General features: G+C 69.8%; 18 protein-coding genes and 1 tRNA gene. 16 read left to right on the forward strand and 3 right to left on the reverse strand.

The window, feature by feature from the left end; translation table 11 throughout:
• Positions 1-144: 144 nt before the first annotated feature.
• The 4 genes from AB0J40_RS25680 (at position 145) to AB0J40_RS25695 (ending at position 3,587) form a co-directional block, all read left to right on the forward strand.
• Positions 145-1,182, forward strand: a complete 1,038-nt coding sequence (locus AB0J40_RS25680) for an iron chelate uptake ABC transporter family permease subunit (protein ID WP_364457219.1) — start codon at positions 145-147, stop codon at positions 1,180-1,182.
• 1 nt (position 1,183) lies between these two features.
• On the forward strand, positions 1,184-2,227 hold the full coding sequence (locus AB0J40_RS25685; protein ID WP_364457220.1) for an iron chelate uptake ABC transporter family permease subunit: 1,044 nt from the start codon (positions 1,184-1,186) through the stop codon (positions 2,225-2,227).
• Between the two features lies 1 nt (position 2,228).
• Positions 2,229-3,026 (forward strand): ABC transporter ATP-binding protein, encoded by a 798-nt coding sequence (locus AB0J40_RS25690; protein ID WP_364457222.1) that lies wholly within the window; start codon positions 2,229-2,231, stop codon positions 3,024-3,026.
• A gap of 75 nt (positions 3,027-3,101) precedes the next feature.
• Complete coding sequence (locus AB0J40_RS25695) at positions 3,102-3,587, forward strand: DinB family protein (RefSeq protein ID WP_364457224.1); 486 nt, start codon at positions 3,102-3,104, stop codon at positions 3,585-3,587.
• Here the strand turns inward: AB0J40_RS25695 and AB0J40_RS25700 are convergent.
• Complete coding sequence (locus AB0J40_RS25700; RefSeq protein ID WP_364457226.1) at positions 3,574-4,872, reverse strand: lysine N(6)-hydroxylase/L-ornithine N(5)-oxygenase family protein; 1,299 nt, start codon at positions 4,870-4,872, stop codon at positions 3,574-3,576. The genes AB0J40_RS25695 and AB0J40_RS25700 overlap by 14 nt on opposite strands.
• Positions 4,873-4,986: 114 nt before the next feature.
• Here AB0J40_RS25700 and AB0J40_RS25705 point away from each other — a divergent pair, with 114 nt between their 5' ends.
• On the forward strand, positions 4,987-5,931 hold the full coding sequence (locus AB0J40_RS25705) for a methionyl-tRNA formyltransferase (RefSeq protein WP_364457228.1): 945 nt from the start codon (positions 4,987-4,989) through the stop codon (positions 5,929-5,931).
• 4 nt (positions 5,932-5,935) lie between these two features.
• Here AB0J40_RS25705 and AB0J40_RS25710 read toward each other — a convergent pair whose 3' ends face one another.
• Positions 5,936-6,808 (reverse strand): hypothetical protein, encoded by an 873-nt coding sequence (locus tag AB0J40_RS25710; RefSeq protein ID WP_364457229.1) that lies wholly within the window; start codon positions 6,806-6,808, stop codon positions 5,936-5,938.
• A 300-nt stretch (positions 6,809-7,108) separates the two neighbouring features.
• Here AB0J40_RS25710 and AB0J40_RS25715 point away from each other — a divergent pair, with 300 nt between their 5' ends.
• The 4 genes from AB0J40_RS25715 to AB0J40_RS25730 all read left to right on the forward strand — a co-directional run bounded on the left by AB0J40_RS25715 (position 7,109) and on the right by AB0J40_RS25730 (position 12,351).
• Positions 7,109-9,199, forward strand: coding sequence for an alpha-galactosidase (locus tag AB0J40_RS25715; protein WP_364457230.1), 2,091 nt, complete (start codon positions 7,109-7,111; stop codon positions 9,197-9,199).
• A 109-nt stretch (positions 9,200-9,308) separates the two neighbouring features.
• Positions 9,309-10,580, forward strand: coding sequence for an extracellular solute-binding protein (locus AB0J40_RS25720; RefSeq protein ID WP_364457232.1), 1,272 nt, complete (start codon positions 9,309-9,311; stop codon positions 10,578-10,580).
• A complete protein-coding gene (locus AB0J40_RS25725) occupies positions 10,562-11,533 on the forward strand; it encodes a sugar ABC transporter permease (RefSeq protein ID WP_364457234.1) in 972 nt (323 codons plus the stop codon). Before AB0J40_RS25720 ends, AB0J40_RS25725 begins: the two co-directional genes overlap by 19 nt.
• On the forward strand, positions 11,530-12,351 hold the full coding sequence (locus tag AB0J40_RS25730) for a carbohydrate ABC transporter permease (RefSeq protein WP_364457236.1): 822 nt from the start codon (positions 11,530-11,532) through the stop codon (positions 12,349-12,351). The genes AB0J40_RS25725 and AB0J40_RS25730 overlap by 4 nt, the downstream gene beginning before the upstream one ends.
• Before the next feature lie 454 nt (positions 12,352-12,805).
• On the opposite strand, the gene AB0J40_RS25735 is transcribed toward AB0J40_RS25730, so the two are convergent.
• Positions 12,806-14,443 (reverse strand): ABC-F family ATP-binding cassette domain-containing protein, encoded by a 1,638-nt coding sequence (locus AB0J40_RS25735; RefSeq protein ID WP_364457237.1) that lies wholly within the window; start codon positions 14,441-14,443, stop codon positions 12,806-12,808.
• Between the two features lie 147 nt (positions 14,444-14,590).
• On the opposite strand from AB0J40_RS25735, the gene AB0J40_RS25740 reads away from it, so the two are divergent.
• The 7 genes from AB0J40_RS25740 to AB0J40_RS25770 all read left to right on the forward strand — a co-directional run bounded on the left by AB0J40_RS25740 (position 14,591) and on the right by AB0J40_RS25770 (position 26,201).
• Positions 14,591-15,502 carry a PaaX family transcriptional regulator C-terminal domain-containing protein gene (locus AB0J40_RS25740; protein WP_364457239.1) on the forward strand — a complete coding sequence of 304 codons (912 nt, stop codon included), beginning with the start codon at positions 14,591-14,593 and terminating at the stop codon, positions 15,500-15,502.
• Positions 15,503-15,504: 2 nt separating this feature from the next.
• On the forward strand, positions 15,505-16,284 hold the full coding sequence (locus AB0J40_RS25745; RefSeq protein WP_364457240.1) for an enoyl-CoA hydratase/isomerase family protein: 780 nt from the start codon (positions 15,505-15,507) through the stop codon (positions 16,282-16,284).
• Positions 16,285-16,403: 119 nt separating this feature from the next.
• Positions 16,404-18,659 (forward strand): glycosyl hydrolase family 18 protein, encoded by a 2,256-nt coding sequence (locus AB0J40_RS25750; protein WP_364457242.1) that lies wholly within the window; start codon positions 16,404-16,406, stop codon positions 18,657-18,659.
• Positions 18,660-18,835: 176 nt separating this feature from the next.
• On the forward strand, positions 18,836-20,008 hold the full coding sequence (locus AB0J40_RS25755) for an alginate lyase family protein (protein ID WP_364457244.1): 1,173 nt from the start codon (positions 18,836-18,838) through the stop codon (positions 20,006-20,008).
• Between the two features lie 117 nt (positions 20,009-20,125).
• Positions 20,126-20,199: transfer RNA gene (locus AB0J40_RS25760), tRNA-Pro, on the forward strand.
• Positions 20,200-21,041: 842 nt separating this feature from the next.
• On the forward strand, positions 21,042-22,334 hold the full coding sequence (locus AB0J40_RS25765; RefSeq protein ID WP_364457246.1) for a PHB depolymerase family esterase: 1,293 nt from the start codon (positions 21,042-21,044) through the stop codon (positions 22,332-22,334).
• 210 nt (positions 22,335-22,544) lie between these two features.
• Positions 22,545-26,201, forward strand: coding sequence for a glycoside hydrolase family 3 C-terminal domain-containing protein (locus AB0J40_RS25770; protein WP_364457248.1), 3,657 nt, complete (start codon positions 22,545-22,547; stop codon positions 26,199-26,201).
• Positions 26,202-26,255 lie beyond the last annotated feature (54 nt).

The following is a 26,255-nucleotide window of genomic DNA, read 5'->3' on the forward strand; positions in this document are numbered from 1 at the left end:
GTTGCTCACCGGTAGACCAGCCTCCCGCTGCTCGAGACGCCCCGAACCGGGCGTGGACTTAGGGTAACCTAACAAACCGAGGGTGAGAGCGCACTGCTGTACCATCGGTTAGCCTTACCTAAATCAGTACCAGTCGGAGGTGCGGTGCGAACAGACCCCGGAGGGATCGCTCTCACGCGACGCCCGCCACACACGGGCCGCGCGCTCGGTCTGCTGGCCGCGTTCGCCGTGCTGGTCTTCCTGTGCCTGCTGAGCATCTGGCTGGGGTCGAAGGAGATCTCGTTCGGCGCGGTCTGGCAGGTGCTGTGGCACGACGACGGCTCCGCGGACGCCGTAATCATCCACAGTGTCCGGATGCCGCGGACGTTCCTGGCGGTGCTCGTGGGGACCGGCCTCGGGCTGGCCGGCACGGTGATGCAGGCGCTGACCCGCAACCCGTTGGCCGATCCGGGCCTGCTCGGCGTCAGCGCCGGGGCCGCGTTCGCCATCGTGTTCTCGATCACCGTGCTGGGCGTCGGCTCGCTCTACGGCTACATCTGGTTCGCCTTCGCCGGCGCGCTCGCCGCGACCGCCGTCGTCTACTACCTGGGCACGCGCGGCCGCGCCGGGTCGAGCCCGGTCAAACTCGCGCTCGCCGGCGCCGCCGTCACGGCGTTGCTCTCCTCCTTCACCAGCGCGATGGTGCTGTCGGACCCGGTGGCGCTCAACCGCTACCGCTTCTGGTCCGCCGGCTCGCTTTCCGGCGTCGACGCGACCGCGTTGCTGCAGGTCCTGCCGTTCCTCGTCGTCGGTGTGGTGCTGGCGATCGCGAGCGGGCCGGCGCTGAACAGCCTCGCCCTCGGCGACGACGTCGCGATCGCGCTCGGCCGCAAGCTCGGCCCGCTGCGGCTGCGCGGCGCGCTGGCGATCACGCTGCTGACCGGCGCGGCCGTCGCCGTGGCCGGGCCGATCGTGTTCCTGGGCTTGATCGTCCCGCACGCGGTGCGGTTCGTCCTCGGCCCGGACCACCGCTGGCTGCTGCCCTACACCGCCGTGCTCGCCCCTTGCCTGCTGTTGGCCGCCGACATCCTCGGCCGGGTCATGGCGCGGCCGAGCGAAATCCGCGCGGGCGTGATCGTCGCGTTCCTCGGCGCGCCGTTCTTCATCTACCTGGTCCGCCGCCGCAAGCTCGTGGAGTCCTGACGTGAGCCTGCTGCGCGACCGCGTCACCTTCCGCGCCGGCCCGGTGTCCGGCCGGGTCCGGGCCCGGCTGCTGTTCGTCTCGATCGTCCTCGCGGTGCTCGCGTTCGTGCTCTTCTGCGTGGGCATGACGATCGGGGACGTCCCGATGACGGTGTCCGACGTACTGTCCGGCCTCTTCGGCGGCGGTGACAGCGGAAACGGTTACATCGTCCGGGAACTGCGGCTCCCGCGGGCGCTCACCGGGCTCCTGGCCGGGTTCGCGTTCGGCGCGTCCGGCGCGGTGTTCCAGACGATCACCCGCAACCCGCTGGCCGGCCCGGACATGATCGGCATCAACGCCGGCGCGGCGACTTTCGTCGTCGCGGGCATCGCGTTCGGCTTCGGCGGCGGGCTCGGCACCACCACGCTCGGCCTGCTCGGCGGTCTGCTCACGGCGTTGCTCGTGTACGCGCTGGCGTGGCGGCGCGGTACGACGGGTTACCGGATCCTGCTGGTGGGCATCGGGATCTTCGCGATGTGCACCAGCCTCACGGACTACCTGCTGAGCAAGGCGCAGATCACCGAGGCACAGGCGTCGATCGGCTGGCTGGTGGGCAACCTCGCCAACCGCGGCTGGGAACACGTCGTGCCGCTGTCGCTCGCGCTCGTCGTGCTCTACCCGCTGGTGCTGGCGCTGTCCCGGTGGATGGGCACGCTGCTGCTCGGCGACGACGTGGCTGCGGGGCTGGGCACGCCGGTCCAGCCGGTCCGCCTCGGCCTGCTGCTGGCGGGCGCCGGCCTGGTGGCGTTCGCGACGGCGTCGGCCGGCCCGGTCTCGTTCGTCGCGCTGACCGCGCCGCAGATCGCGCAACGGCTCGCCCGGCTGTCGTCGCCGCCGATCACGGCGTCCGCGCTCACCGGCGCGGTCGTGGTGCTGGGCAGCGACCTCATCGCGCGTTCGCTGACCGCGTCGGCGCTGCCGGTCGGCATCGTGACCGGCGTGCTCGGCGCCCCGCTGCTGCTCTGGCTGCTGGCCAGGGCCAACCGATCCGGTACCGGAGGCTGACATGACTCTCAAAGTGCAGGACCTGCGCGTCGCCTACGACGACCGGGTCGTCATCGACGGCCTCGACCTCGACGTCCCGTCGGGGCAGATCACCGCGATCGTCGGGCCGAACGCGTGCGGGAAGTCGACGCTGCTGCGCACGCTGGCGCGGCTGCTGACGCCGAAGTCGGGCGGGGTGTACCTGGACGGCCGCTCGATCCACGACCTGCCGACGCGCCAGGTCGCCCAGCGGCTGGGCATCCTGCCGCAGTCCCCGGTGGCGCCCGAGGGCATGACGGTGGCGGATCTCGTCGGCCGCGGCCGCGCCCCGCACCAGAGCTGGTGGCGCCAATGGTCCACATCGGACGAGGGGGCGGTCGCTTCCGCTTTGGCGGCAACGCGGATGACCGATCTGGCCGACCGCCCGGTCGACGAGCTGTCCGGCGGCCAGCGGCAGCGGGCGTGGATCGCGATGGCGGTCGCGCAGGGCACGCCGGTGCTGCTGCTGGACGAGCCGACGACGTACCTGGACCTGGCCCACCAGATCGACGTGCTGGACCTCGTGGTGGACCTCAACCGCGGCGAGGGCCGGACGGTGGTCATGGTGCTGCACGACCTGCCGCAGGCGTGCCGTTACGCGGACCACGTGATCGCGATGAAGGCGGGCCGGATCGTGGCGTCGGGCAAGCCGGCTTCGGTGATCACCGAGGCGCTGGTGGACGAGGTCTTCGACGTCCGCTGCCAGGTGACCCCGGACCCGGTGAGCGGGACGCCGATGGTGATCCCGATCAGCCGCCACCACCCGGCGCCGGTCAGCTAGCGCTATCCTGGGCGTGGCCCGCCTCGTGCCGTCCCGAGGTCCGTCCGGCCACCACCCCACTTTTGGAGCTGACCCGTGTTCGTGCTGCCCGAAACCACCACCGGACCCGAGCGCCACCTGCTGGAGGCGACGACGGACCGCAACCGCCGCGCGGTGATCGACACCGCGCGCGGCCTGTCCGAGACCGACGCGCGGGAGCGGCTGGTGACGTCGCTGACCACGCCGATCGGCTTGGTCAAGCACGCCGCCATGGCCGAGCGCCGCTGGTTCCAGCTCTTCTTGAGCGGCCTGCCCGAGTCCGAATGCGACGGCCCCACCACCCCCGGCGACGCCAGTTTCGTCGTCGCCGAGAGCGAAACGCTCGCCGACGTGATCGCGGAGTTCGAGCGGGCGAGCGCGCGGTCCCGCGAAATCGCCGCCGGCTTCGACCTCGACGACACGTGGACCCACGAGGTCCTCGGCGAGGTGAACCTCAGGTTCGTCTACCTGTTGCTGATCGAGGACTTCGCCCGGCACGCCGGCCACGGCGACATCCTGCGGGAGCAGCTCAACGCACGCTGACCGCGTACTCCCCCGCCGGCTCGGCGGCCACCCGCCGGTCCACAATGGACCGCAGGATCTCCCCCACCCGCACCGCGGTGTTCGACAGCAGCGACGACGTGATGCCGTGCGTGTGCTCGGTGCCACCCTGCAGGTAGATCCCGCCGCGCAGGGGCGAGTCCGTCGACAACCGGTAGTCGCGTTCAACACGCAACCGCCCGGACTGGTCGCGCAGGACGTGCGCCCCCAGTTCGCCCAGCAGCGGGGTCGGGTCCGCGGGCCGGTAGCCCGTCGCGTACACGACCGCGTCGGCCTCCAGCACCGTCCGCGAACCCGTCGTCAGCGACTCCACCGTCACCGTTCCCGAAGGCGTCACCTCGACCGGCCGCGAGACGTTGAACACCCGCAACCGTTCCACGCCCAGCACCTTCTCGCGGTAGACGCGGCGGTACAGCTCGTCGATCAGGTCGATGTCGACGGCCGAGTAGTTCGTCGCGCCGTGGTAGCGCATCAGGCGGTCCTTGACCGGCTCGCCGGCGGCGTAGAACTGGTCGACGGCTTCCGGGTCGAAGATCCGGTTCGCGAACGAGCTGTCGTCGGCCGGGCTGTAGCCGTAGCGTGCGAACACCGCGCACACCTCCGCGCGCGGGAACTCGTCGTGCAGCAGCGCCGCCACCTCGGCCGCGCTCTGTCCCGCGCCTACGACGACGAACCGCCGTGGCGAGGTGCCGCGCAGGGCGTCCACGCGGAACAGCAGCTCGCTGTTGTGCCAGATCCGGTCGCCGGCGGTGACGCCGTCGGGCAGCTGGGGCCGCAGGCCGGTGCCGACCACGAGGTTCCGCGCGCGCAGGGACGAGCCGTCCGACGCCTCGACGTCGAAGTAGGCCACCTCCGCGCCGTCGTACACCGGCTTCACCGCGACCACCTCGGTGCCGTACGAGACGACGTCGTCGACCTTCGCCGCCGCCCACTCGAAGTAGTCGTGGAACTCGACGCGCAGCGGGAAGAGGTTCTTGTGGTTGATGAAGTCGACCAGCCTGCCGGCCGCGTGCAGGTAGTTCAGGAAGCTGAACTCGCTGGTCGGGTTCCGCATGGTGACCAGGTCCTTCAGGAACGACACCTGCATGGTCGCCGTGTCGATCAGCATCCCGCGGTGCCAGCCGAAGCGCGGCTGCCGCTCGAGGAAGTGCGCGGTCACCGGCTCCCCGGCGGCGGCGTTGTGCTCGGCGAGGGCGATCGCGAGGGCCAGGTTCGACGGTCCGAAGCCCACGCCGACGATGTCGTAGATCGGGACCTCTGCAGTCATGTTGCTCCCTCGCGCGCTCCGGTACGGTTCAGGGAACCCTAACCTAACTTAGGCGAGCCTCGCCTAGTACGTTCCTGGTGATGTTCGTCCCCGATCCCGAAAGGGCACTCTCGAATGCGCGTGGCAATGTTCGGCTACCAGACCTGGGGGCACCGGACCCTCCAGGCGCTCATCGACGCCGGCCACGAGGTCGCCCTCGTGGTCACGCACCCGAAGAGCGACCACGCCTACGAACGGATCTGGGCGGACTCCGTCGCCGACCTCGCCGCGGAGAACGGCATCCGGGTCCTGCTGCGCAACCGACCGGACGACGCGGAACTGCTGGCCGAGCTGAAGGCGGCCGACCTCGACCTGATCGTGGCGAACAACTGGCGCACATGGCTGCCGCCGGAGATCTTCGAGCTGCCGCGCCACGGCACGCTGAACATCCACGACTCGCTGCTGCCGTCCTACGCCGGCTTCTCGCCGCTCATCTGGGCGATGATCAACGGCGAGCCGGAGGTCGGCGTGACCGCCCACATGATGGACGGCGAGCTGGACGCGGGCGCCATCGTCCTGCAGCGCGCGATCCCGGTCGGGCCGGCGGACACCACGACGGACCTGTTCCACCGCACGGTCGACCTGATCGCCCCGATCACGGCCGAAGCCATCTCGAAGATCGAGACGGGCTACACGCCGGTGCCGCAGGACCGCTCGAAGGCCAGCTTCTTCCACAAGCGCGCGGCGCGCGACAGCCTCATCGACTGGACGTCGGCGCCGTCGGACATCGAGCGCTTCGTCCGCGCGCTGCCGGACCCGTACCCGAACGCGTTCACCTACCACCGCGGCGGGCAGCTGCGGATCCTCAAGGCCTCGGTGTCCCGCGGGAACTACGGGGGCACGCCGGGCCGCATCTTCATCCGCGAAGGCGACGGGGTGGTGATCGTGGCCGGCCCGGACGCGCGGCGCGGCCAGTCCCCCGGCCTGGTGGTCGAGCGCGTCCGCACGGCCGACGGGACGGACCTCGCGGCGACCGACTACTTCAAGACCATGGGCGGCTACCTGACCGACCGCCCCTGATCGGTCAGCTCTCCTTGCCCCGCGCCGGTTCGGTCACGTTCTGCTCCACGGCGCCGGGCAAGGTGCGGACGATCGTGTCCTGCGCCCGGCGTTCGCTGAACCCCGCGAGAAACGCCAGACCGGCGAAGAACAACGTCACCTGCTGGCCGGCTTGCGGAACGGCGATCGGCAGCAACCCGGACCGGACGAGCACCAGCATCGCCGCTCCGAAAACCGCGCCGATGATCAGCCGGAAACACCCGGAAAGGGCGATCACGAGCCAGCTCTGGTCGAGGCTCACGCGCACCCTTTCCCGGTTCGCCGTGCGCGTCATGACGCTGAGAATCGCCCCGACGGCTCCGGACACCACGCAGATGACCAGTTCCGTGCGAATTCCGGACGGTAGCGGCAGGAAAGCCACCACAGTGGCGACGGCGGCGGCCGCCAGCACCCCGAAGGCGAGCCCGCCGAGATAGCGAACGAGCGCCCGGTCGAGCGCCGCCTCGCGGGCGTTCTGCTCGATCTGGCGGATTTCCTTCCGGGCCGAAAGAACCGCGGCGGCGACGCGCTGACGTTTCTGGTCGGACGTCACCATCGCGTCGAGCACGGTCAACAGCGCGGCGACCGCGGTGTAGAGGCCCCGGGCCAGGATCTCCTGCGCCTGACCGTCGAGCAGCACCGAGTACTTCCGCTCCACGCGCCGGGCCGAGCGGAACACGTCGTCGACGTCCGGGGTGCCCTCTCCCGGGTCGTAGACGAGCCGCAGTTTGTAGACCTTCTTCGCGTCGCGGTCCGATTGCTCCTCGTCTTCGGCGACGAGCAGGAGAGCCGCAGCGAAATTGAGCGCGAAATAGTCGTCTTCGATCTTTCCCTGGCTCGCCTCGTACTCCTCGCGCACCAGCGCGAATCGCTGCGCCGATTCCCGGCGGGCGTCGATGAGATCGTGCACGGACGGGCGGACGAGCCGAGGTATCGCCTCCGGTTCCGCCAGTGCCGCGAGTTTCCTTCCGCTGACCACCATGGTGATCTCCCCTCATGGCCGACCACCGCCTTCGTGGCCGCCCCTCCCATCACCCATTGTCACGGCGACCACCCAAGCACACCAATATCGCGCGCCAAGGCCACCCGAACGGCCGAGTTCCCCGATGAGCGGAACACCTCTTGGCCGCCGGCCGGGCCCGGCGCCAGGATGTGCCGCATGGGCGAGATCAGCTACCTCGAGCGGCACCGCGCGTGGGCGCTCACCGGCGAGTCGAGCACCTACGCCCTGCGCCTGGACGAGGACGACGTCCCGACCCACCTCTACTGGGGCCCCGCCCTCCCCGCCGGCGCCGTCGAAGAACTCGTCACCGAAACTCTCCCCTGGTGGGACGGGTTCAACGACCCCAACGAAGGCCTCGACGAACTGGCCGCCGACGGCGGTACCCGCTACTGGACCCCCGCCCTGCAAGTCCGCTTCGACGACGGCACCCGGGCGTTGGAATGGCGGTACGAAACGCACGAAATCTCGCGCGACCACCTTGCTGTTCAGTTCACCGATCGCCACTACCCCCTTCGAATCGCCCTCCACTACCGCCTGACGGGAAGCGTCCTCGAACGCTGGACCGAGCTGACCGCGGACACGGACGTCGAAGTGGTCCGCGCCGACTCCGCGACCTGGTCCCTCCCGCTCCGGGAGGACTACCGGCTCAGCCACGTCACCGGCCGCTGGGCGGCGGAAACCCAGCTGCACCGGACACCCGCGGCCCACGGCGAGACGGTCTTCGCGAGCCGTCGCGGGATCACCGGGCACCACGCCAACCCGTGGGTCATGGTCGACGACGGCACCGCCACCGAGCGCCACGGCGAGGTCTACGGCGTCGCCCTCGCCTGGAGCGGGTCGTGGCGGCTCACCACCACGCGGTCGTCGACCGGACGCCTCACCATCAGCGGCGGCTTCGGCCAGGACGGCGTCGTGCACCGCGTCGGACCGGGCAGGCCCTTGGTCACGCCCGTGCTCGCCGGCCTCTACACCGACCGCGGCTTCGGCACCGCCAGCCGCGCGTGGCACGCCTACGTCCTGGGAGACGTCCTGCCGCATGCGCGAGAAGTGCGTCCGGTGCTCTACAACTCCTGGGAGGCAACGGGTTTCGACGTCTCCGAGCCAGGACAGCGCGCCCTCGCCGAGCGGGCCGCGGCGCTGGGCGTCGAACTGTTCGTCACGGACGACGGCTGGTTCGGCGCCCGGACCGGCGACCACGCCGGGCTCGGCGACTGGCAGGTCAACCGCGCGCGCTTCCCCGACGGCCTCAAACCCCTGGTCGAGGCCGTGCACGGGCTCGGCATGCGGTTCGGCATCTGGGTCGAGCCCGAAATGGTCAACCCCGACAGCGACCTCTACCGCGCCCACCCGGACTGGGTGCTGCACGAGCCGCACCGGCGCCGGTCGGAGCTGCGCAACCAGCTCGTGCTCAACTTCGCCCGGCCGGACGTCGCCGGGTGGGCCCACGACTGGCTCGACCGGCTCGTCGGCGACCACGGCGTCGACTTCCTCAAGTGGGACATGAACCGCCCGTTCAGCGAAGCCGGCTGGCCGGGCGACGCCGACCCGGACCGCCTGTGGGTCGAGCACACCAGAGCCGTCTACGCGCTCATGGACCGGTTGCGCGCGGACCACCCCGGACTCCGGATCGAAGCGTGCAGCGGCGGCGGCGGGCGGATCGACCTCGGCGTGCTGGCGCGCGCGGACCAGGTCTGGACGTCCGACAACACCGACGCGCTCGACCGGCTGCGGATCCAGCACGGCTACAGCCAGCTCTACCCGGCGCGCGCGATGTCGGCGTGGGTCACCGACAACCCCAACTTCGTCACCGCGCGGTCGGTGCCGCTGCGGTTCCGGTTCCACGTCGCCATGGCCGGCGTGCTCGGCATCGGCGGCGACATCGTGCACTGGCCCGACGAGGACCTCGAACTCGCCCGCGAGCTGATCGCGCTCTACAAGGACATCCGGCCGGTGGTCCAGCACGGCGCGCTGTACCGGCTGCGGCCGCCGGTCGACGACGGCCTCACCGCGCTGCAGTACGTCCACGAAGACCGCGTGGTCGTCTTCGCCTACCGGCAGGCCGCGCACTTCGCCGCGCCGGAGCGCCCGCTGCGCCTCGAGGGCCTGGATCCCGCTCACCGGTACGTCGATTCGGCTTCCGGGACAACACACAGCGGAGCCGTGCTGCTCGCCCACGGACTACCGCTCACGCTGCCGACCGGCGACTTCGCGAGCGCGGTGATCCGGCTGAGCCGAATCTCGCGCTAGAGATCGGATCTATCGGCCGAGCATCGACGGTTTCACGGCCGTTTCGCGCTTGACACCGCGTCAGACGTCAGATCAAATGCGTCATACATCACATATGGTGGGAGGCTCGATGAGAAGGTTCCTGGCGTTGGGGGCAGCGGCGCTCCTGGCGGTGAGCGCGTGCTCGGTCGGCTCGAACACCGGCAGCGGCGGCGACGCGGAGATCACGTTCCTGACCTTCGAGACCCCGAACCTCACCCCGGCCTACTGGGACGCCGCCATCAAGCGCGTCACCGACAAGAACCCGGGGATCAAGGTCAAGAAGCTCGTCGCGCCGACGGCCGACGGGCGGACGTCCTACGCGAAGCAGCTCCTGCAGTCCGGCCAGTTCCCGGACGTGATGATCGCCGTCGACTCGGCGGGCTTCGCCGAGGCGGGCAACCTCTACGCCTGGACGCCGGACGAGCTCAAGGACTTCCAGTTCCCCGAAGCCAACCCGGTCCACGGCAAGTACTACCAGCTGCCGGCGAACACCCAGACCATCCCGCCGATCTACTACAACAAGAAGATGTTCGCCGACGCGGGCATCGCCGCGGCCCCGAAGACGTGGGACGAACTCGTCGCCGACGCCGGCAAGCTCAAGGACAAGGGCTACGCGCCGTTCACCATCGGCGGCGGCAAGGACGGCTTCCCGTCGTCGATGATCCTCTCCGGCCTGGTCAGCACCGAGGTCTACAACACGATGCCGGACTGGCTGACGCAGCGGCGTCAGGACAAGGTCAAGTTCACCGATCCCGCGTTCCAGAAAGCGTTCTCCAAGCTGTCCGACCTCGCGGCCAAGGGGTACGTGGACAAGACGAGCGTGTCGCGCGACTACGCGGCGACCGAGCAGGCCTTCCTCGACGGCAAGAGCGCGATGTACCCGATGGGCAACTGGTTCGCCGCCAACGCCGACAGCAAGAAGCACGACTTCGAGATCGGCGTGTTCGACTTCCCCACCGAGGACGGCAAGCTCGTCGTCCCCGCCTACACCGGTGGCGGCATGATCGTCAACGCCAAGGCCGCGAACCTCGACGCCGCCAAGAAGTTCGCGCTCGGCTTCCAGCTCGACAAGGACCAGCTCGACGCGTCGGTCAAGGCCGACGGCCTGTTCCCGGCGATCAAGGGCTACACCCCGCCCGCGGACGTCGGCCCGACCTTCAAGGCCGGTTACGACCTCTACACCCACGCCGTGCAGCAGAACGCCGTGGTGCACGCCTTCCGCTGGGAGACCGCCGACGACGGGCTGCTGCCCGGCATGAAGGACAAGGTCGACCAGGCCGCCCAGGACGTCATCACCGGCCGCAAGTCGGTGGCCGACGCGTGCGCGTTCCTGGACACCGAGTGGGCGAAGGCGGGCTGACGACCTTGGCCGCCGTCGTCTCCCCGCCCGCTCCCCCGGGCACCCGCCGGTCTCCCGCGCACCGCCGGCGGCGCAAGCCGGTCCTGCCGCGGGTCGGGCACTTCGCGTCGTTCGGCGCCCCGGGGGTGCTCGTCTACCTGTGCTTCGTGCTGGCGCCGATCCTGATCAGCTTCGGGTACAGCCTCACGAACTACAACCCGTTCAACCCGCCGGTGAAGTTCGTCGGCTTCGACAACTACCGGCTGCTGTTCTCCGACGAACAGTTCCTCACCGCGCTGAAGGTCACGACGATCCTGACGCTGATCGTGGTCGTCGTGCCGAACGTGCTGGGCCTGGGCGTCGCGCTGCTGCTGGACCGGAAAGGCGGGCTGTACAACGCTTTGCGCAGCGTGTTCTTCACACCGGTGATCCTCAGCTCGGTCGTGGTGTCGATCGTGTGGTCCCGGTTGCTCGACGACCAGGGCCCGCTGAACACCCTGCTGCGCGCCGTGGGGATCGCGCACCCGCCGGGCTGGCTGTCCGATCCGGACGTCGCGCTGTACTCGGTCGCGTCGATCGTGTGCTGGCAGATGCTCGGGTTCTGCGTCGTCGTCTACCTCGCCGGGCTGCAGGGGGTGCCCGCGGAGCTGCTGGAGGCGGCCGAGATCGACGGCGCCGGGCCGCTGCGGCGGTTCCGGGCCGTCACCTGGCCGCTGCTGGCGCCGTCGTTGACGATCAACACGGTCGTACTGCTGATTTCGGCGTTCAAGACCTACGACTACGTCAAGGTGATCACCAACGGCGGCCCGGGCTCCGGGGCGACGGCGACGATCGCGTTCGACGTCCTGCAGACCGGGTTCGACTCGAACCACGTCGGCTACGCGTCGGCGATGGCGGTGCTGATGCTGGTGATCGTCGCGGTCGTGACGACGGTCGTGCTGAACTTCCTGCGCCGCCGGGAGGTGGACCTGTGACCCGGTCGTGGCTGCGGCCCACGGTCGCGGTGCTGGTCAGCGCCGTCTTCTTCGTGCCGCTGTACCTGGTGCTGGCCAACGTCTTCAAGCAGGGCGACCTGATCGCGAAGGAGCCGGCGTCGCTGCCGCTGCCGCCGACGCTGGCCAACATCCACGCGGTGCTGACCCGCCCGGACGGCCTGTTCTGGGTCAGCCTGGCCAACAGTGTCGTGGTGACGGTGTTGTCCATCCTGGTGCTGACGGTGCTGTCGGCGATGCTCGGCCACTACCTGGCGCGGTCGGGCAAGCGATGGACGAAGGTCCTGACGCTGGTGCTGCTGGCCGGGCTGATGATCCCGCCGCAGGTGATCCTGATCCCGATCACCGACGTCCTGCGGGTGACGCACCTGATGGCGACGCTGCAGGGGCTGGTGTTGTTCAACGTCGGGTACTACGTGCCGTTCGGCGTGTTCGTGTTCACGGGGTTCATCCGCGGGGTCCCGGTGGAGCTGGAGGAGGCGGCCCTGCTCGACGGCGCCAGCCGCATGCAGGTGTTCTGGCGGGTGGTGTTCCCGTTGCTGCGCCCGGCGACGGCGTCGGTGCTGATCTTCCTCGGCGTGTGGATCTGGAACGACTTCATCGACCCGCTGATCATCCTGGGGCCGAGCCAGGGCACCACGATCACGACGGGGATCTACCGGTCGATCGGCCAGTACCAGGCCGACTTGGGGAGCGTGTTCGCGTTGATGTTCCTGGCGACGCTGCCGGTGCTGATCTTCTACCTGGCGCTGCAGAAGCAGTTCGTGAAGGGCCTGACGGGCGGCGCGACGAAAGGGTGAGCGGGGCTCTCGCCCGAGAGCACTGCTCACTCGCCCTTCGCGCAAGCTGCTCACAACCAAGAGCACCGCTCTCCCACGGCAACGCGCACCGCCCAACTTCGAGAGCACTGCTCTCGCGCGGCACCGATCAGCGCCCAACTTCGCGAGCACTGCTCTCGCGCGGCACCGATCAGCACCCAACTTTTCGGGCGGGCGCGCCGCGGCACCGCGACGATGGCACACCTCGGCCACCACCTCGCCGAACTGCTTGCCCGCATGATGCCCGAGGGCAGAACGGTCCCGGCGAGGCGAGAGCACTGCTCTCGCCTAGTCAGCGATCAGCACCCAACTTCGCGAACACCGCTCTCGCACGACAGCGATCACCGCTCACACCCGAGAGCACTGCTCACCATGTCTCGCGGCGCACCGCTCCCAAACGAGAGCACTGCTCACCACAACCGGCACCCCAACCGGCTCACAACTCGCGAACCTTCCCGCCGTCGACCTCAAGACGCCGCCCCACGTGCACCGCGTCCAGCATCCGCCGGTCGTGGGTCACCAGCAGCAGCGTCCCCGGGTACTTGTCCAGCGCCGACTCCAGCTGCTCGATGGCCGGCAGATCGAGGTGGTTGGTCGGCTCGTCCAACACGAGCAGGTTCACCCCGCGCGCCTGCAACAGAGCCAACGCCGCCCGAGTCCGTTCCCCCGGCGAGAGCGTCGCGGCGGAGCGCAGCACGTGCGCGGCCTTCAGCCCGAACTTCGCCAGCAACGTCCGGACGTCGGCATCGGCGAGCTCCGGCACCTCACGAGCGAACGCCGAAGCGAGCGGGACGTCCCCGAGGAACAGCCGCCGTGCCTGGTCGACTTCGCCGACCACGACCCCCGACCCGAGCGCGGCAGACCCCTCGTCCAGCGGCAACCGGCCGAGGAGCGCGGCCAGCAACGTCGACTTCCCGGACCCGTTGGCCCCGGTGATGGCGACCTTGTCCGCCCAGTCGATCTGCAGGTCGACCGGCCCGAGCGTGAACCCGCCCCGGCGCACGACCGCGCCCCGCAGCGTCGCGACCACCGCGCCCGCCCGCGGGGCCGCCGCGATCTCCATCCGCAGCTCCCACTCCTTGCGCGGCTCCTCGACGACCTCCAGGCGTTCGATCATCCGGTCGGTCTGCCGCGCCTTCGACGCCTGCTTCTCCGTCGCCTCGGTGCGGAACTTGCGGGCCGCCTTGTCGTTGTCGGGCTGCTTCCGGCGCGCGTTCTTGACGCCCTTCTCCATCCACGCCCGCTGCATCCGCCCGCGCGCCTCCAGGGAAGCCTTCGTGTCGGCGTACTCCTCGTACTCCTCGCGCGCGTGCCGGCGCGCGACCTCGCGCTCCTCGAGGTAGGCCTCGTAGCCACCGCCGTAGACGTTCACCTGCTGCTGCGCCAGGTCCAGCTCGACGACCCGGTCGACCGTGCGGGCCAGGAACTCGCGGTCGTGGCTGACCAGGACCGTCGCCGCCCGCAGCCCGGACACGAACCGCTCCAGCCGGGCCAGGCCGTCCAGGTCGAGGTCGTTCGTCGGCTCGTCGAGCAGGAAGACGTCGTAGCGGCTCAGCAGCAGCGACGCGAGCCCGGCGCGCGCGGCCTGGCCACCCGAGAGCGACGTCATCGGCTGGTCCAGGTCGACGGCGAGCCCCAGGTCGGCCGCCACTTCCGCGGCCCGGTCGTCAAGGTCGGCGCCGCCGAGGTCGAGCCAGCGGTCCAGCGCCACGGCGTACCGGTCGTCCGCACCGGCCGAGCCCGCGGTCAGCGCTGAAGTCGCCGCATCCAGGTCCGCCTGCGCGGCCGACACGCCGGTCCGCCGCGCCAGGAACGCTCGCACCGACTCGCCTTCGCGCCGCTCGGGCTCCTGGGGCAGGTGCCCGACGGTGGCGGTCGGCGGGTTCAGCCGGATCTCGCCGTCATCGGGCTTCGCGAGCCCGGCCAGCGTCCGCAGCAGCGTCGACTTGCCGGCGCCGTTGACGCCGACCAGGCCGACGACGTCGCCGGGCGCGACCACGAGGTCGAGGCCGGAGAAGAGGATGCGGTCACCGTGGCCCGCGGCCAGGTCCTTCGCGACGAGAGTTGCGCTCATGAGGTGGCCAAGTCTACGGGCCCGTGCTGAACTGTCAGATCGTGGTCAAAGCCACCGACTGTGTGTGTCCGGTGGCGCTTTGATCACTCAGTGTGGGTACCCTGTTCGGTTGTCGGAACAGCCAAGCAGTGAGGTCGGTGAAACAGCATGGGCGAATCCGCTCCCCCGGTCACCCTCGGCCGCAGGCCGAAACCGAGGGAAGGCCGCCCGTCCGCGCCCCGGCCCACGGTGAGCCGGCGCCGCGAGGTCAGCCACGCGAGCGCGCGGTCGCTGCTGATGACCGTGCTCGGCGAGTACACGCTGCCGCGGGACAAGCCGGTCTGGACGTCGATGCTGGTCGAGGTGCTCGGCATCCTCGACATCGAGGAGAAGTCCGCGCGGCAGGCGCTGGCCCGCTCCGCCGCCGAGGGCTGGGTGGTCTCCGAGCGCGTCGGGCGCCGCGTGCGGTGGTCGCTGACGCCGCCGGGGCGCCGCCTGCTGACCGAGGGCGCCGAGCGGATCTACGCGTTCGGCCGCGAAGAGCGGCCGTGGAACGGCCAGTGGCTGATGCTGATCGTCTCGGTGCCGGAAGCCAAGCGCGACCTGCGCCACCGGCTGCGCACGCGGCTGACGTGGGCGGGCTTCGGCTCGCCGGTGGCCGGCGTGTGGGTCAGCCCGGACCTGAGCCGGCAGCGCGAGGCCCAGCAGATCGTCAACGAGCTCGGCCTCGACGCCCAGGCGATGTCCTTCGCCGCCACCTACGGCGAGGTCGGCGAGCAGGAGACGATGGTCGCCCGGTCCTGGGACCTGAGCGAGCTGAAGGACCGCTACGAGGACTTCATCGACCGCTTCACCGGCCTGCACCCCACGGGCGGACGCGCGGTGCTGCGCGCGCAGACCGAGCTGGTGCACGAGTGGCGGCGGTTCCCGTTCCTCGACCCGCAGCTGCCCGCCGAGCTCCTGCCGGCGAAGTGGAGCGGGACGAAAGCGGCGGAACTGTTCCATCACAAACACGTCGACTGGCGCCCGGAGGCCCAGCAGTATTGGGACGACATCGTCGCCGCCGAAGAAGCAGGGTGAACATGACCGACCAGGTCCGCCTCGATCGTGACGGCGGGCTCGCCGTCCTGACCGTCGACGCTCCGCCGTTGAACCTCTACACGGCCGCCCTGCAGGATTCGTTCTCTTCGGCACTCGATTCCTTGGAACAGTCGCCGGCCCGCGCGCTGCTGATCCGCGCCGAGGGCAAGATCGTCAGCGGCGGCGTGGACGTCTCGCTGTTCGACGCGCAGGGCTCGCCCGCCGAGGCGAAAGTGCTGTTCGACGAGATGCTGGCGATCCCGGACCGGGTCGCGGCCCTGCCGTTCCCGACCGTGTTCGCCGCGCACGGCCTGTGCCTGACCTGGGCGTTCGAGGTCGCGGTGGCCTGCGACGTCATCCTGGCGGCCGCACGCGCGAAGTTCGGCCTCGTCGAGAAGGTCGTCGGGCTGACGCCGACCATGGGAGGCACACAGCGGCTCGCTTCGCGCGCCGGCGTCGGGCGGGCCAAGGAGTTCGTGATGACCGGCGACACCTACGACGCCGCGACGCTCGAGCGCTGGAACGTCGTCAACCGTGTCCTGCCGGACGAAGGGTTCGACGACGCCGCGCGGGACTTCGCGCGTCAGCTGGCCGCCGGGCCGACCCGGGCCCACGCCGCGACCAAGCGCGTCCTCGACCACTTCTCCGCCGGCGGGGTCCCGGAAGCGAACGCGCACATCACGTCGATCGCGGCCGAGCTGTTCGAAACCGAGGACCTCCGGGGCGCCGTCAAGTCGTTCCTCGCGGACGGGCCCGGCAAAGCGACGTTCTCGGGTCGTTAACAGTCCGTTCGGACACCGGTTGCCGCCGTTCGGGCGTGCGCGGTTCTCCCCGCACCGGGTTACATTCGATGTGGTCTAGACCACGTCGTCCCCCGCCTCGTGCCGCTTGGAGAACCGCCATGAGACGCACCTCCGCACGACTACGCTCCGCACTCGCCGCCGTACTGATAGCTGCCGGTGGCACCGCGGCGCTCGCGCCGCCCGCCGCCGCAGCCGGTTCGCTGACCGCCACCCTGGCGATGAGCGGCACGACCGGCACCTACACCGTCGCGAACAATGGCACCGCGTCGGTGAGCAACTGGGCGATCACCTTCACGCTGCCCGCCGGCGTCACCGCCTCGACCGGCGAAAACGGCACGGTGACGCAGAACGGCACCCAGGTCACGCTCACCCCGGCGTACTACATCGCGACGCTGGCACCGGGCCGGAACACCTACCCCTACAGCCCGACGTTCCGGCTCAGCGCCGCCGCGACGCCCACGCAGTGCCGCGTCGACAACGCCAACTGCGACGGTTCACCCGACACTCCCCCGGGCGCGCCGGCGAACCTGCGGCTGGTCGCGAAGACGACCAAGACGGTCGCGCTGGCGTGGAACGCTTCCGCGGCCGGGTCGTTGCCGGTGACCGGGTACGACGTCTACCAGGGGACTTCCCTGGCCACGTCGGTGAGCGGGACGAGTGCCACCATTTCCGGGCTCACGCCGGGCACGGCGTACTCGTTCACGGTGAAAGCCAAAGACGCCAAGGGAAACACGTCGCCCGCCAGTGCGGCGTTGGCCGTCACGACGAACAACCCGGCCGACGACACCCAGGCGCCGTCGGCGCCGACCGGGCTGCGCTCGACGGCCGCCGACTCGGGCAGCGTGTCCCTGGCGTGGACGGCGTCGACGGACAACACGGGCGTCGTCAGCTACGACGTCTACCGCGGGTCCACTTTGGCCACCACGGTGACCACGACGGCCGCCGTCGTGACCGGGTTGGCACCGTCCACTTCGTACACGTTCACGGTGCGTGCCCGGGACGGCTACGACAACGTGTCGGCGCCGAGTGCCGCGGTGACGGCTCGGACCGGCGACATCGTCTCGGGCTACGCCAAGGTCGGGTACTTCGTCCAATGGGGCATCTACGGGCGGCAGTACTTCGTGAAGAACCTCGAGACCTCGGGCGCGGCGGCGAAGCTGACGCACCTGCTGTACGCGTTCGAGAACATCGACCCGGTGAACCTGACCTGCCTCTCCGGCGTCACGAAGGGCACCACGGCGAACCCGCAGGACCCCAGCCAGGGCGACGGCGCGGGTGACGCCGAGGCCGACTACTCGCGGCCGTTCTCGGCGGCGCAGTCGGTCGACGGGGTGGCGGACACGGGCTGGGAGTCGTTGCGCGGCAACTTCAACCAGCTGAAGAAGCTCAAGGCGAAGCACCCGAACCTGAAGGTGCTGGTGTCGCTGGGCGGCTGGACGTATTCGAAGTACTTCTCCGACGTCGCGGCCACGGACGCGTCGCGCAAGAAGTTCGTCTCGTCGTGCCTCGACACGTGGATCAAGGGCAACATCGCGCCCTACGGCGGGGCCGGCGGCCCGGGCACCGCGGCGGGCATCTTCGACGGCATCGACCTCGACTGGGAGTGGCCGGCCAGCGCCGACGGCCACCCGGGCAACCACTGGAGCCCCAACGACAAGGACAACCTGACCGCCCTGCTGGCCGAGTTCCGCGCGCAGCTCGACGCGTACGGAGCGACCACCGGCAAGCGCTACCAGCTGCACGCGTTCACCCCGGCGGACCCGGCGAAGGTCGCGGCCGGCTGGGACCTGTCCCGCGTCTTCAGCTACCTGGACGTCGCGAACGTGCAGGGGTACGACTTCCACGGCTCCGGCAGTGACAATTCGTGGGAGCCGAACCGCACCGGTCACCAGGGCAACCTCTATGCCGACGCGGACGACCCGTACAACTTCCACTTCAGTGCGGAAAGCGCGATCAACGCGTACACGAACGCGGGCGTCGATCCCCGCCGGCTGACGCTCGGATTGGCGTTCTACGGGCGAGGTTGGCAGGGCGTGGCCGACGGCGGAAAGCACGGCGAATGGCAGTCGGCGACCGGCGCGGCGCCGGGGCAGTTCGCCGAGGAGGCGGGCACGCGCGGGTACGCGAACCTGGTGGCGAGCGTGCCGGCGTGCACGGTCTACCACGACACGGCGGCGGTCGCGACGTCGTGCTACACCGGCAACGGCGGCCAGTGGTGGACGTTCGACGACGCGTGGTCGATCGGCCTGAAGACGACGTGGCTCAAGTCGCGCGGCCTGCTCGGCGTGATGGCGTGGGAGATGTCGGGTGACACCGGGACGTTGATGAACGCGGTCAGCGCCGGGCTCGGCTGAGTTCGTTCAGCCCGCTGAACGGAAACCGCCTTCCGTTCAGCGGGCTGAACATTTTCGGTTTCTTTTATTCAGGAGACAAAGAAAGGGACCTCCGGCTTCTTGACGGACGATGGTCTGGACCATGAAACTTGGGCTTGGCGCGCCAGCCCCCGGACACCGTCGTCTCGAGGAGAGCCATGTCCCGCTTGAGAAAAGTCGTCATGCTCGCCGCCCTGATACCGCTCACCCTCGGCCTGGTCAGCACCCCGGCCCCCGCGGCGCCGGCGACGTTCACGCACCCGGGCGTGCTGGTCAGCCGCCCCCAGCTCGACTTCGTGAAGTCGCAGGTGAAGGCCGGCGCCCAGCCGTGGAAAGCGGCGTACGACCAGGCGGTCTCGAGTTCCTACGCCTCGCTTTCCCGCACCCCGAAACCGCGTGCGGTCGTCGAGTGCGGGTCCTATTCGAACCCGAACTACGGGTGCACCGATGAGCGAGAAGACGCGATCGCGGCGTACACGGACGCGCTGATCTGGTACATCTCCGGCGACGCGCGGTACGCGCAGAAGGCGATCGCGCTGATGGACGCGTGGTCGGCGACGATCACGAGTCACACCAACAGCAACGCGCCGTTGCAGACGGGCTGGGCGGGCTCGTCGTGGCCCCGCGCGGCGGAGATCATCAAGTACACGTATTCGAGCTGGCCGAACTCGGGCCGCTTCGGCACGATGCTGCGCAATGTGTACCTGAACCAGGTCATCAACGGCAGCAACAGCAACGGCAACTGGGAACTGTCCATGATGGAGGCCGCGGTAGGCATCTCGGTGTTCCTGGAGGACAAGACGAACTTCGACAAGGCGGTAACCCGCTACCGCAACCGAGTGGCGGCGTACGTGTACTTGTCGTCTGACGGTTCTTTGCCGAAAACGGTCCCCGGCAGCGGCCTCGACACGCGTTCGGAGATCGTGAGCTATTGGCAGGGCCAGTCGACGTTCGTGGACGGCCTGACCCAGGAGACGTGCCGCGACTTCACCCACACGGGCTACGGCATAGCGGCGATAGCGGACGTGGCGGAGACACTGCGCATCCAGGGCCAGGACGTGTACGGAACAGACGTGGGCGAACGCCTCCGCCAGGCGCTGGGGTTCCAGTCGAAGTACCAACTGGGCACGGCCCCGCCATCATGGCTCTGCGGCGGCGCGTTGAAGCTCGGCCTGGGCCCGGTGACGGAGGTGGGGTTCAACGCGCTGCACACGCGCATGGGCATCGCGATGACGAACACGCAGACGTTGACGGAGCGCCAGCGCCCGGCGGGCTCGAACAACCTGTTCGTGGCATGGCAGACGCTGACACACGCCGCGAACCCGGCTTGATCTTGCCGCGATCCGCCTGACTTGCGTTTGCGCAGGTCAGGCGGATGGAGGCCCCAGTTGCAGGCGCAGTTGAGGGGCACGCTAGAGTACTTCTCACGCACTCAGCGAGTGCGGGTCCGGGCTGTGGCGCAGTTTGGTAGCGCACTTGACTGGGGGTCAAGGGGTCGCAGGTTCAAATCCTGTCAGCCCGACCGGACAGCGGGTTTCCGCAGCTCACAGCTGTGGAGGCCCGCTTTTTGCTGTGGTCATGGGTGTCGATCCGGTCGAGCACAGCGCTCGGTGACACCTTGACGGGAGGCTCTCCCATGCCGACGAATTTGACCAAACAGAGTCTGTGCTCCAGAGCAACGGGGCCCGCGAGCCCTCCCCGTTGGATGCGGTCTCTGTGAAGTCAACCAGCGTCTGCGCTTCCAGGAACAACGGGTGCGGTTCTTCGTCACGCGCCGCTGCGTTCAGGCCGATGAGGGACGTCCTTTGGCAGCGCGGCTCCAGAGTTCGCGAGCGCTGCGCGGTGTCGTCGTCTCAGTCGACGCGACGGTCCCATTGCGATTTCTCGCCGACCGCAACGGTTGGCTTTGAGAACGCGCCACCGGCGACGCCTTTTTCGCGACCCCGCCGACCGCTTCGGACCTTCGTGGTCCCGGCTTTCGAGCTGTGCCAGTAGATTCAGCGCCGGAAGAGCCGCCACCAGTGCCTCGACCTCTTCGCCGGCGAGCTCACCGGGCAACCGGTCAAACGCGTGCACACCCGCCTGGCGCCGCGTCCGGACGTAGGCGGCGTCGGCCTTGGTCAGGCACACCAGCGTGACCCGCTTGTCGGGCGCGTCGCCCGCCGACCAGGGCGGTCATCGGGGGCGGGGTGACGCCTTCGACCGCGGCCAGACGCGGAACCTGAGGTTCGAACTCCCGAAAAAGCGGCGACCGCCAAATATTCGTCTGCCCTTGACCGAAACTTTCGATGCTCGGCAAATCATTGACGGCCGTTGTGGAACTGCCTAACGTCGTGGCGGGGAATTCCCGACCGGAGGTCGACGATGACGAGACTCAGGACACTGCTCGGCATGCTCGCCGGCGCCGCGCTGATCGCCGGCGCCGCACTGTCGGCGCCGCCACCCGCTGCCGCCGCCTCACTGGTGGAGGTGACCGGCTTCGGCGACAACCCTGGTGGCATGCGGATGCACGTCTACGTGCCGGACTCGCACCCGGCCCACCCCGCGATCGTGGTCGCCATGCACGGGTGCGGTGGCTCGGGCCCCGGCTTCTACGCGAGCAGCGAATTCGCCTCGCTCGCCGATCGGTACGGTTTCCTCGTCATCTACCCGAGCGCCCAGCAGCAGGCCGGCTTCGGGAACTGCTTCGACACCTGGTCGGAGGCGGCCAAGCGGCGCGGCGGTGGCAGCGACCCGGTCTCGATCGTCTCGATGGTCACCTACGCCGAGCAGCACTACGGCGGCGACCCCGGCCGGGTCTTCGCCACCGGATCGTCCTCCGGCGGCATGATGACCAATGAAATGCTCGCGCTCTACCCCGACGTCTTCAAGGCCGGCGCGGCGTTCATGGGCGTGCCGTTCAGCTGTTTCGCGAACGCCGCCGACTACCCGCCCGGCAGCAGCAAGTGCACCGGGGGCAGCATGAACCGCACCCCGCAGGAGTGGGGCGACGCGGTCCGGCAGGCCTACCCCGGCTACACCGGTCCGCGCCCGCGGATGCAACTCTGGCACGGCACCGCCGACACGCTCGTGCCCTATTCCCTGTTGCAGGAGGAAATCGAGCAGTGGACGAATGTGTTCGGGCTGAGTCAGACCCCGACGTCCACCGACACCCCGCAGTCCGGCTGGAACCGCCGTCGCTTCGCCGACGCGTCCGGCACCGTCCAGGTCGAGGCATACAGCATCCAGGGAGCCGGCCACAGCCTGCCCGCCACCGGCATGGCCGCGTACGCCATCGCCTTCTTCGGGCTGACCGGCACGGCACCACCGACCACGACGACCACCACCCCGCCGCCGTCGGCTTCGTGCGCGGTCGCGGCCGCGGTGAACGCGTGGAACAGCGGGCTGACCGAAAACCTCACCATCACGAACACCGGCACCACCCCGGTCGACGGCTGGTCGCTGGTCTTCCCGTTGCCGGACGGCCAGATCATCACCTCCGGCTGGAACGCGACGTACTCGCCGTCGTCGGGCGAGGTGACCGCTCGCGCCGTGGCCTACAACAGCACGATCGCACCGAACGCCTCGGTCACCATCGGCTTCCAGGCCACCCACACCGGGACCACGGCGGCGCCCACGTCGTTCACCCTCAACGGCACGGCCTGTCCGCGCACCTGAACCGAGCGGCGGCCGCGCCGAAATGTAGCCACGCGGGTCGCCGGCTGAAAGTTACATCCGGAAAGCACAGCCCGGCGACCGGGCGGAGCCGAAACCCTTGCCCCGAAACGGGATCGGCTGCTAACGATGGTGTTCGACCAGGCCGGGGATTTCACCGGAACTCAGCAAGCACCCAGGTGATCCCCACCGACGCTCTGTGACGGAGATCCGATGTCCTTGCTCCTTTCCGGCCGGCGAAGGGCACGGCTCACCGCCGTTTCCCTGCTCACCGCCACCCTGACCGCGGCCACGTTCGTCCCGTCCGCGTGGGCCGGCCCGCAGCCGGCCGCGGCCGCGCTGCCGGTCTACCGCGACACCCACCACAGCTTCGCCGAGCGGGCCGCCGACCTCGTCTCCCGGATGACGCTGCCGGAAAAGGTACTGCAGCTGCACACCAACAGCGCGCCGGCCATCCCGCGGCTCGGCGTGCAGCAGTACACGTACTGGAGCGAAGGCCAGCACGGGCTCAACACGCTCGGCGCGAACACCAACGCCGGCACCGTCACCGGTGGCGTGCACGCCACCAGCTTTCCGACGAACCTGGCGAGCACCATGTCCTGGGACCCGGACCTGATCTACCAGGAGACCACGGCGATCTCCGACGAGGCCCGCGGCATGCTGGACAAGTCGCTGTGGGGCGTCGCGCAGAACAACATCGGCCCGGACAAGAACGGCTACGGCTCCCTGACCTACTGGGCGCCCACCGCGAACCTGGACCGCGACCCGCGGTGGGGCCGCACCGACGAAGGGTTCGGCGAAGACCCGTACCTGGTCGCGAGGATGGCCGGCGCGTTCGTCAACGGCTACCAGGGCCAGACGCGAGAGGGCCGGCCGATGACGCCGTACCTCAAGGTCGCGGCCACGGCCAAGCACTACGCGCTCAACGACGTCGAGAACGACCGCCACGCGGATTCCTCCGACACCACGGACGCCAACATCCGCGACTACTACACCCGGCAGTTCCGGGACCTGATCCAGGACGCGCACGTCTCCGGCCTGATGACGTCGTACAACGCGATCAACGGCACGCCGGCGCCCGCGAACACGTACACGGCGAACGAACTGGCCCAGCGCACCTACGGTTTCGACCGCTACACGACGTCCGACTGCGGCGCTGTCGGCGACGTCTACGCACCCGGCAGCCACGACTGGGCGCCGCCGGGCTGGACCACGACCACCGCGAACGCGGCGACGCAGTGGACGAACACCGCGACCGGACAGCAGGTTTCCGGCGCCGCGGGCGGCCAGGCGTATGCGCTGCGCGCGGGCACCCAGCTCAACTGCACCGGCTCCGAAGACACCCTGGCCAACATCCAGGAGGCCATCAAGGCCGGCGTCCTCTCCGAGGGCGTCGTCGACGACGCGCTGGTGCACCTGTTCACCATGCGCATGCAGACCGGCGAGTTCGACCCGGCCGACCGCGTGGCCTACACGAAGATCACCAAGGACCAGATCCAGAGCGCCGCACACCAGGCGCTGGCCACGAAGGTCGCGGACAACTCGCTGGTGCTGCTGAAGAACGAGAAGGTTTCCGGCACGCCGCTACTGCCCGCGGATCCGGCGAAGCTCACGAACGTGGTCGTCGTCGGCGACCTCGCCGGCAAGGTCACCCTCGGCGACTACTCCGGCGAGCCCGCGCTGCAGGTGAACGCCGTGCAGGGCATCACGTCCGCGCTCAAGGCGGCCAACCCGGCCGCCACGATCACCTTCGACGCGTGCGGGACGTCCACCGGCACGACCACGGCGGCGAGCTGCTCGGCGGCGACCATGGCCGCGATCAAGACGGCCGACCTGGTCGTGGTGTTCGCCGGCACCGACACGAACGTGGCCACCGAAGGCAAGGACCGCACCAGCATCGCCATGCCGGGCAACTACGACTCGCTGCTCGACCAGGTCGCGGCGGCCGGCAACCCGCGCACCGCGCTGGCCGTGCAGGCGGGCGGCGCCGTGTCCCTCGACCACGCCAAGAGCGGCTACCCGGCCATCGTGTTCAGCGCGTACAACGGGGAAAGCCAGGGCACCGCGCTGGCCGACGTGCTCTTCGGCAAGCAGAACCCCAGCGGGCACCTGAACTTCACCTGGTACGCCGACGACACGCAGCTGCCCGATATGAAGAACTACGGGCTGACGCCGTCCCAGACCGGCGGCCTCGGCCGCACCTACCAGTACTTCACCGGCGCGCCCGCCTACCCGTTCGGCTACGGCCTCTCCTACACGGATTTCGCCTACTCGCACGTGCACGCCGACACCAGGACCGCGTGCGCGGACGGCACGGTCACCATCGGGCTGGACGTCACCAACACCGGCAGCACGGCCGGTGCCACCGTCGCGCAGCTGTACGCCGCCACGGCGTTCAGCGTGCCCGGCGTGGAACTGCCGCGCCAGCGGCTCGCCGGCTTCGAGAAGACCGGCGTGCTGGCCCCCGGCCAGACCCAGCACCTGACCATCCCGGTGCGGCTGAGCGACCTGTCGCTCTGGGACGAGGCCAAGCATCGCCAGGTGGTGTACGAAGGTTCGTACCGGTTCGGCGTGGGTGCCGACGCCGCCCACCTCGCCGGCACCGCCACGGTGGCCGTCACCGGCGCCATCACCCCGCGGACGCAGTACGTGACCGTGCAGCCCGACCAGGTGGTCTTCGCGCCCGGCCAGAGCATCGACCTGGCCGGCAAGAACCCGTGGATCGCCGACGACACCGCCCAGGCCGCCCAGCACGTGCCCGCCGACCACGTCGTGGAGGCGGTGAACACCGACCAGTCGTTCGCCGACCTGACGCACAAGCACGTCGTCTACCGCAGCAGCGATCCGCGCGTGGCCCAGGTGAGCCGGACCGGCAAGGTGTCCCTGATCGCGCCCGGCGTCGCGACCATCAGCGTCACGGTCGACGGCGTCACCGGCTCGACGCCCGTCGTGGTCAAGCAGCCGTTCACGCTCAGCGCCCCCGACCGGGTGCAACCGGGCACGAGCTACACCGTCACGACCACCCTGCCCAACCCGGCGGGAGCCCGGCCGCTGCGGGATGTGACCCTGACGCTCAGCGTGCCCGCCGGCTGGACCGCGACGGCGACCTCGCCGGCCACCTTCCCCACCGTCGCCGCCGGGCAGACCGTCAGCACCACGTGGCAGGTCGCCGTGCCGGCCTCGGCGCAGCCCGGGAAGTTCGACGTGTCGGCGCAGGCCACGTTCACCTCCGCCAACGGGCCCGGCACCTCGGTGGACGCGACCACCGTGATCCTGCCGCACCCGCCGTACCCGTCGCTGCCCGCGGCCTACAACAACGTGGGCGTCAGCGACGACGCCACCCCCGGCGCCGGCAACTTCGACGGGGGCAACGCCAGCTTCTCCGCGCAGGCGCTGGCCGCCGCGACACCCAGCCTGACCCCGGGCGCCACCTTCACCCACGACGGCCTGACGTTCACCTGGCCCGACGTCACGCCGGGCAGCCCGGACAACGTCGTCGCGGGCGGGGTGGCCGGCGGGCAGACCATCATGGTCTCCGGCACCGGCCACACCCTCGGCCTGATCGGCGCCGGCGACTACGGCAGTCCCACCGGCACCGCGACGGTGACCTACACCGACGGCACCTCCGAGTCCCACAGCGTCAGCTTCGCCGACTGGTGGGCCAACGCGGCGACCGGTGGCGACGTCCTCACCACGTTGCCGTACCTCAACAACAGCAGTGGCCGGCTGAATCAGCAGGTGAGCCTGTACTACGCCCCGATCCCGCTGCGGACGGGCAAGACGGTGCAGTCGGTGACCCTGCCGGACATCAGCGACGGGGCGAACGCCGGGACGGCGGCGATGCACATCTTCGCCATCGCCATCGGCTGAGGACGGGGCCCGGGTACTCGGAACCTGGGCCCCCCTTCCAGCCGGGTTCGTCCG

This window comes from Amycolatopsis sp. NPDC049691 (genome assembly GCF_040675005.1).
Lineage (GTDB): Bacteria > Actinomycetota > Actinomycetes > Mycobacteriales > Pseudonocardiaceae > Amycolatopsis.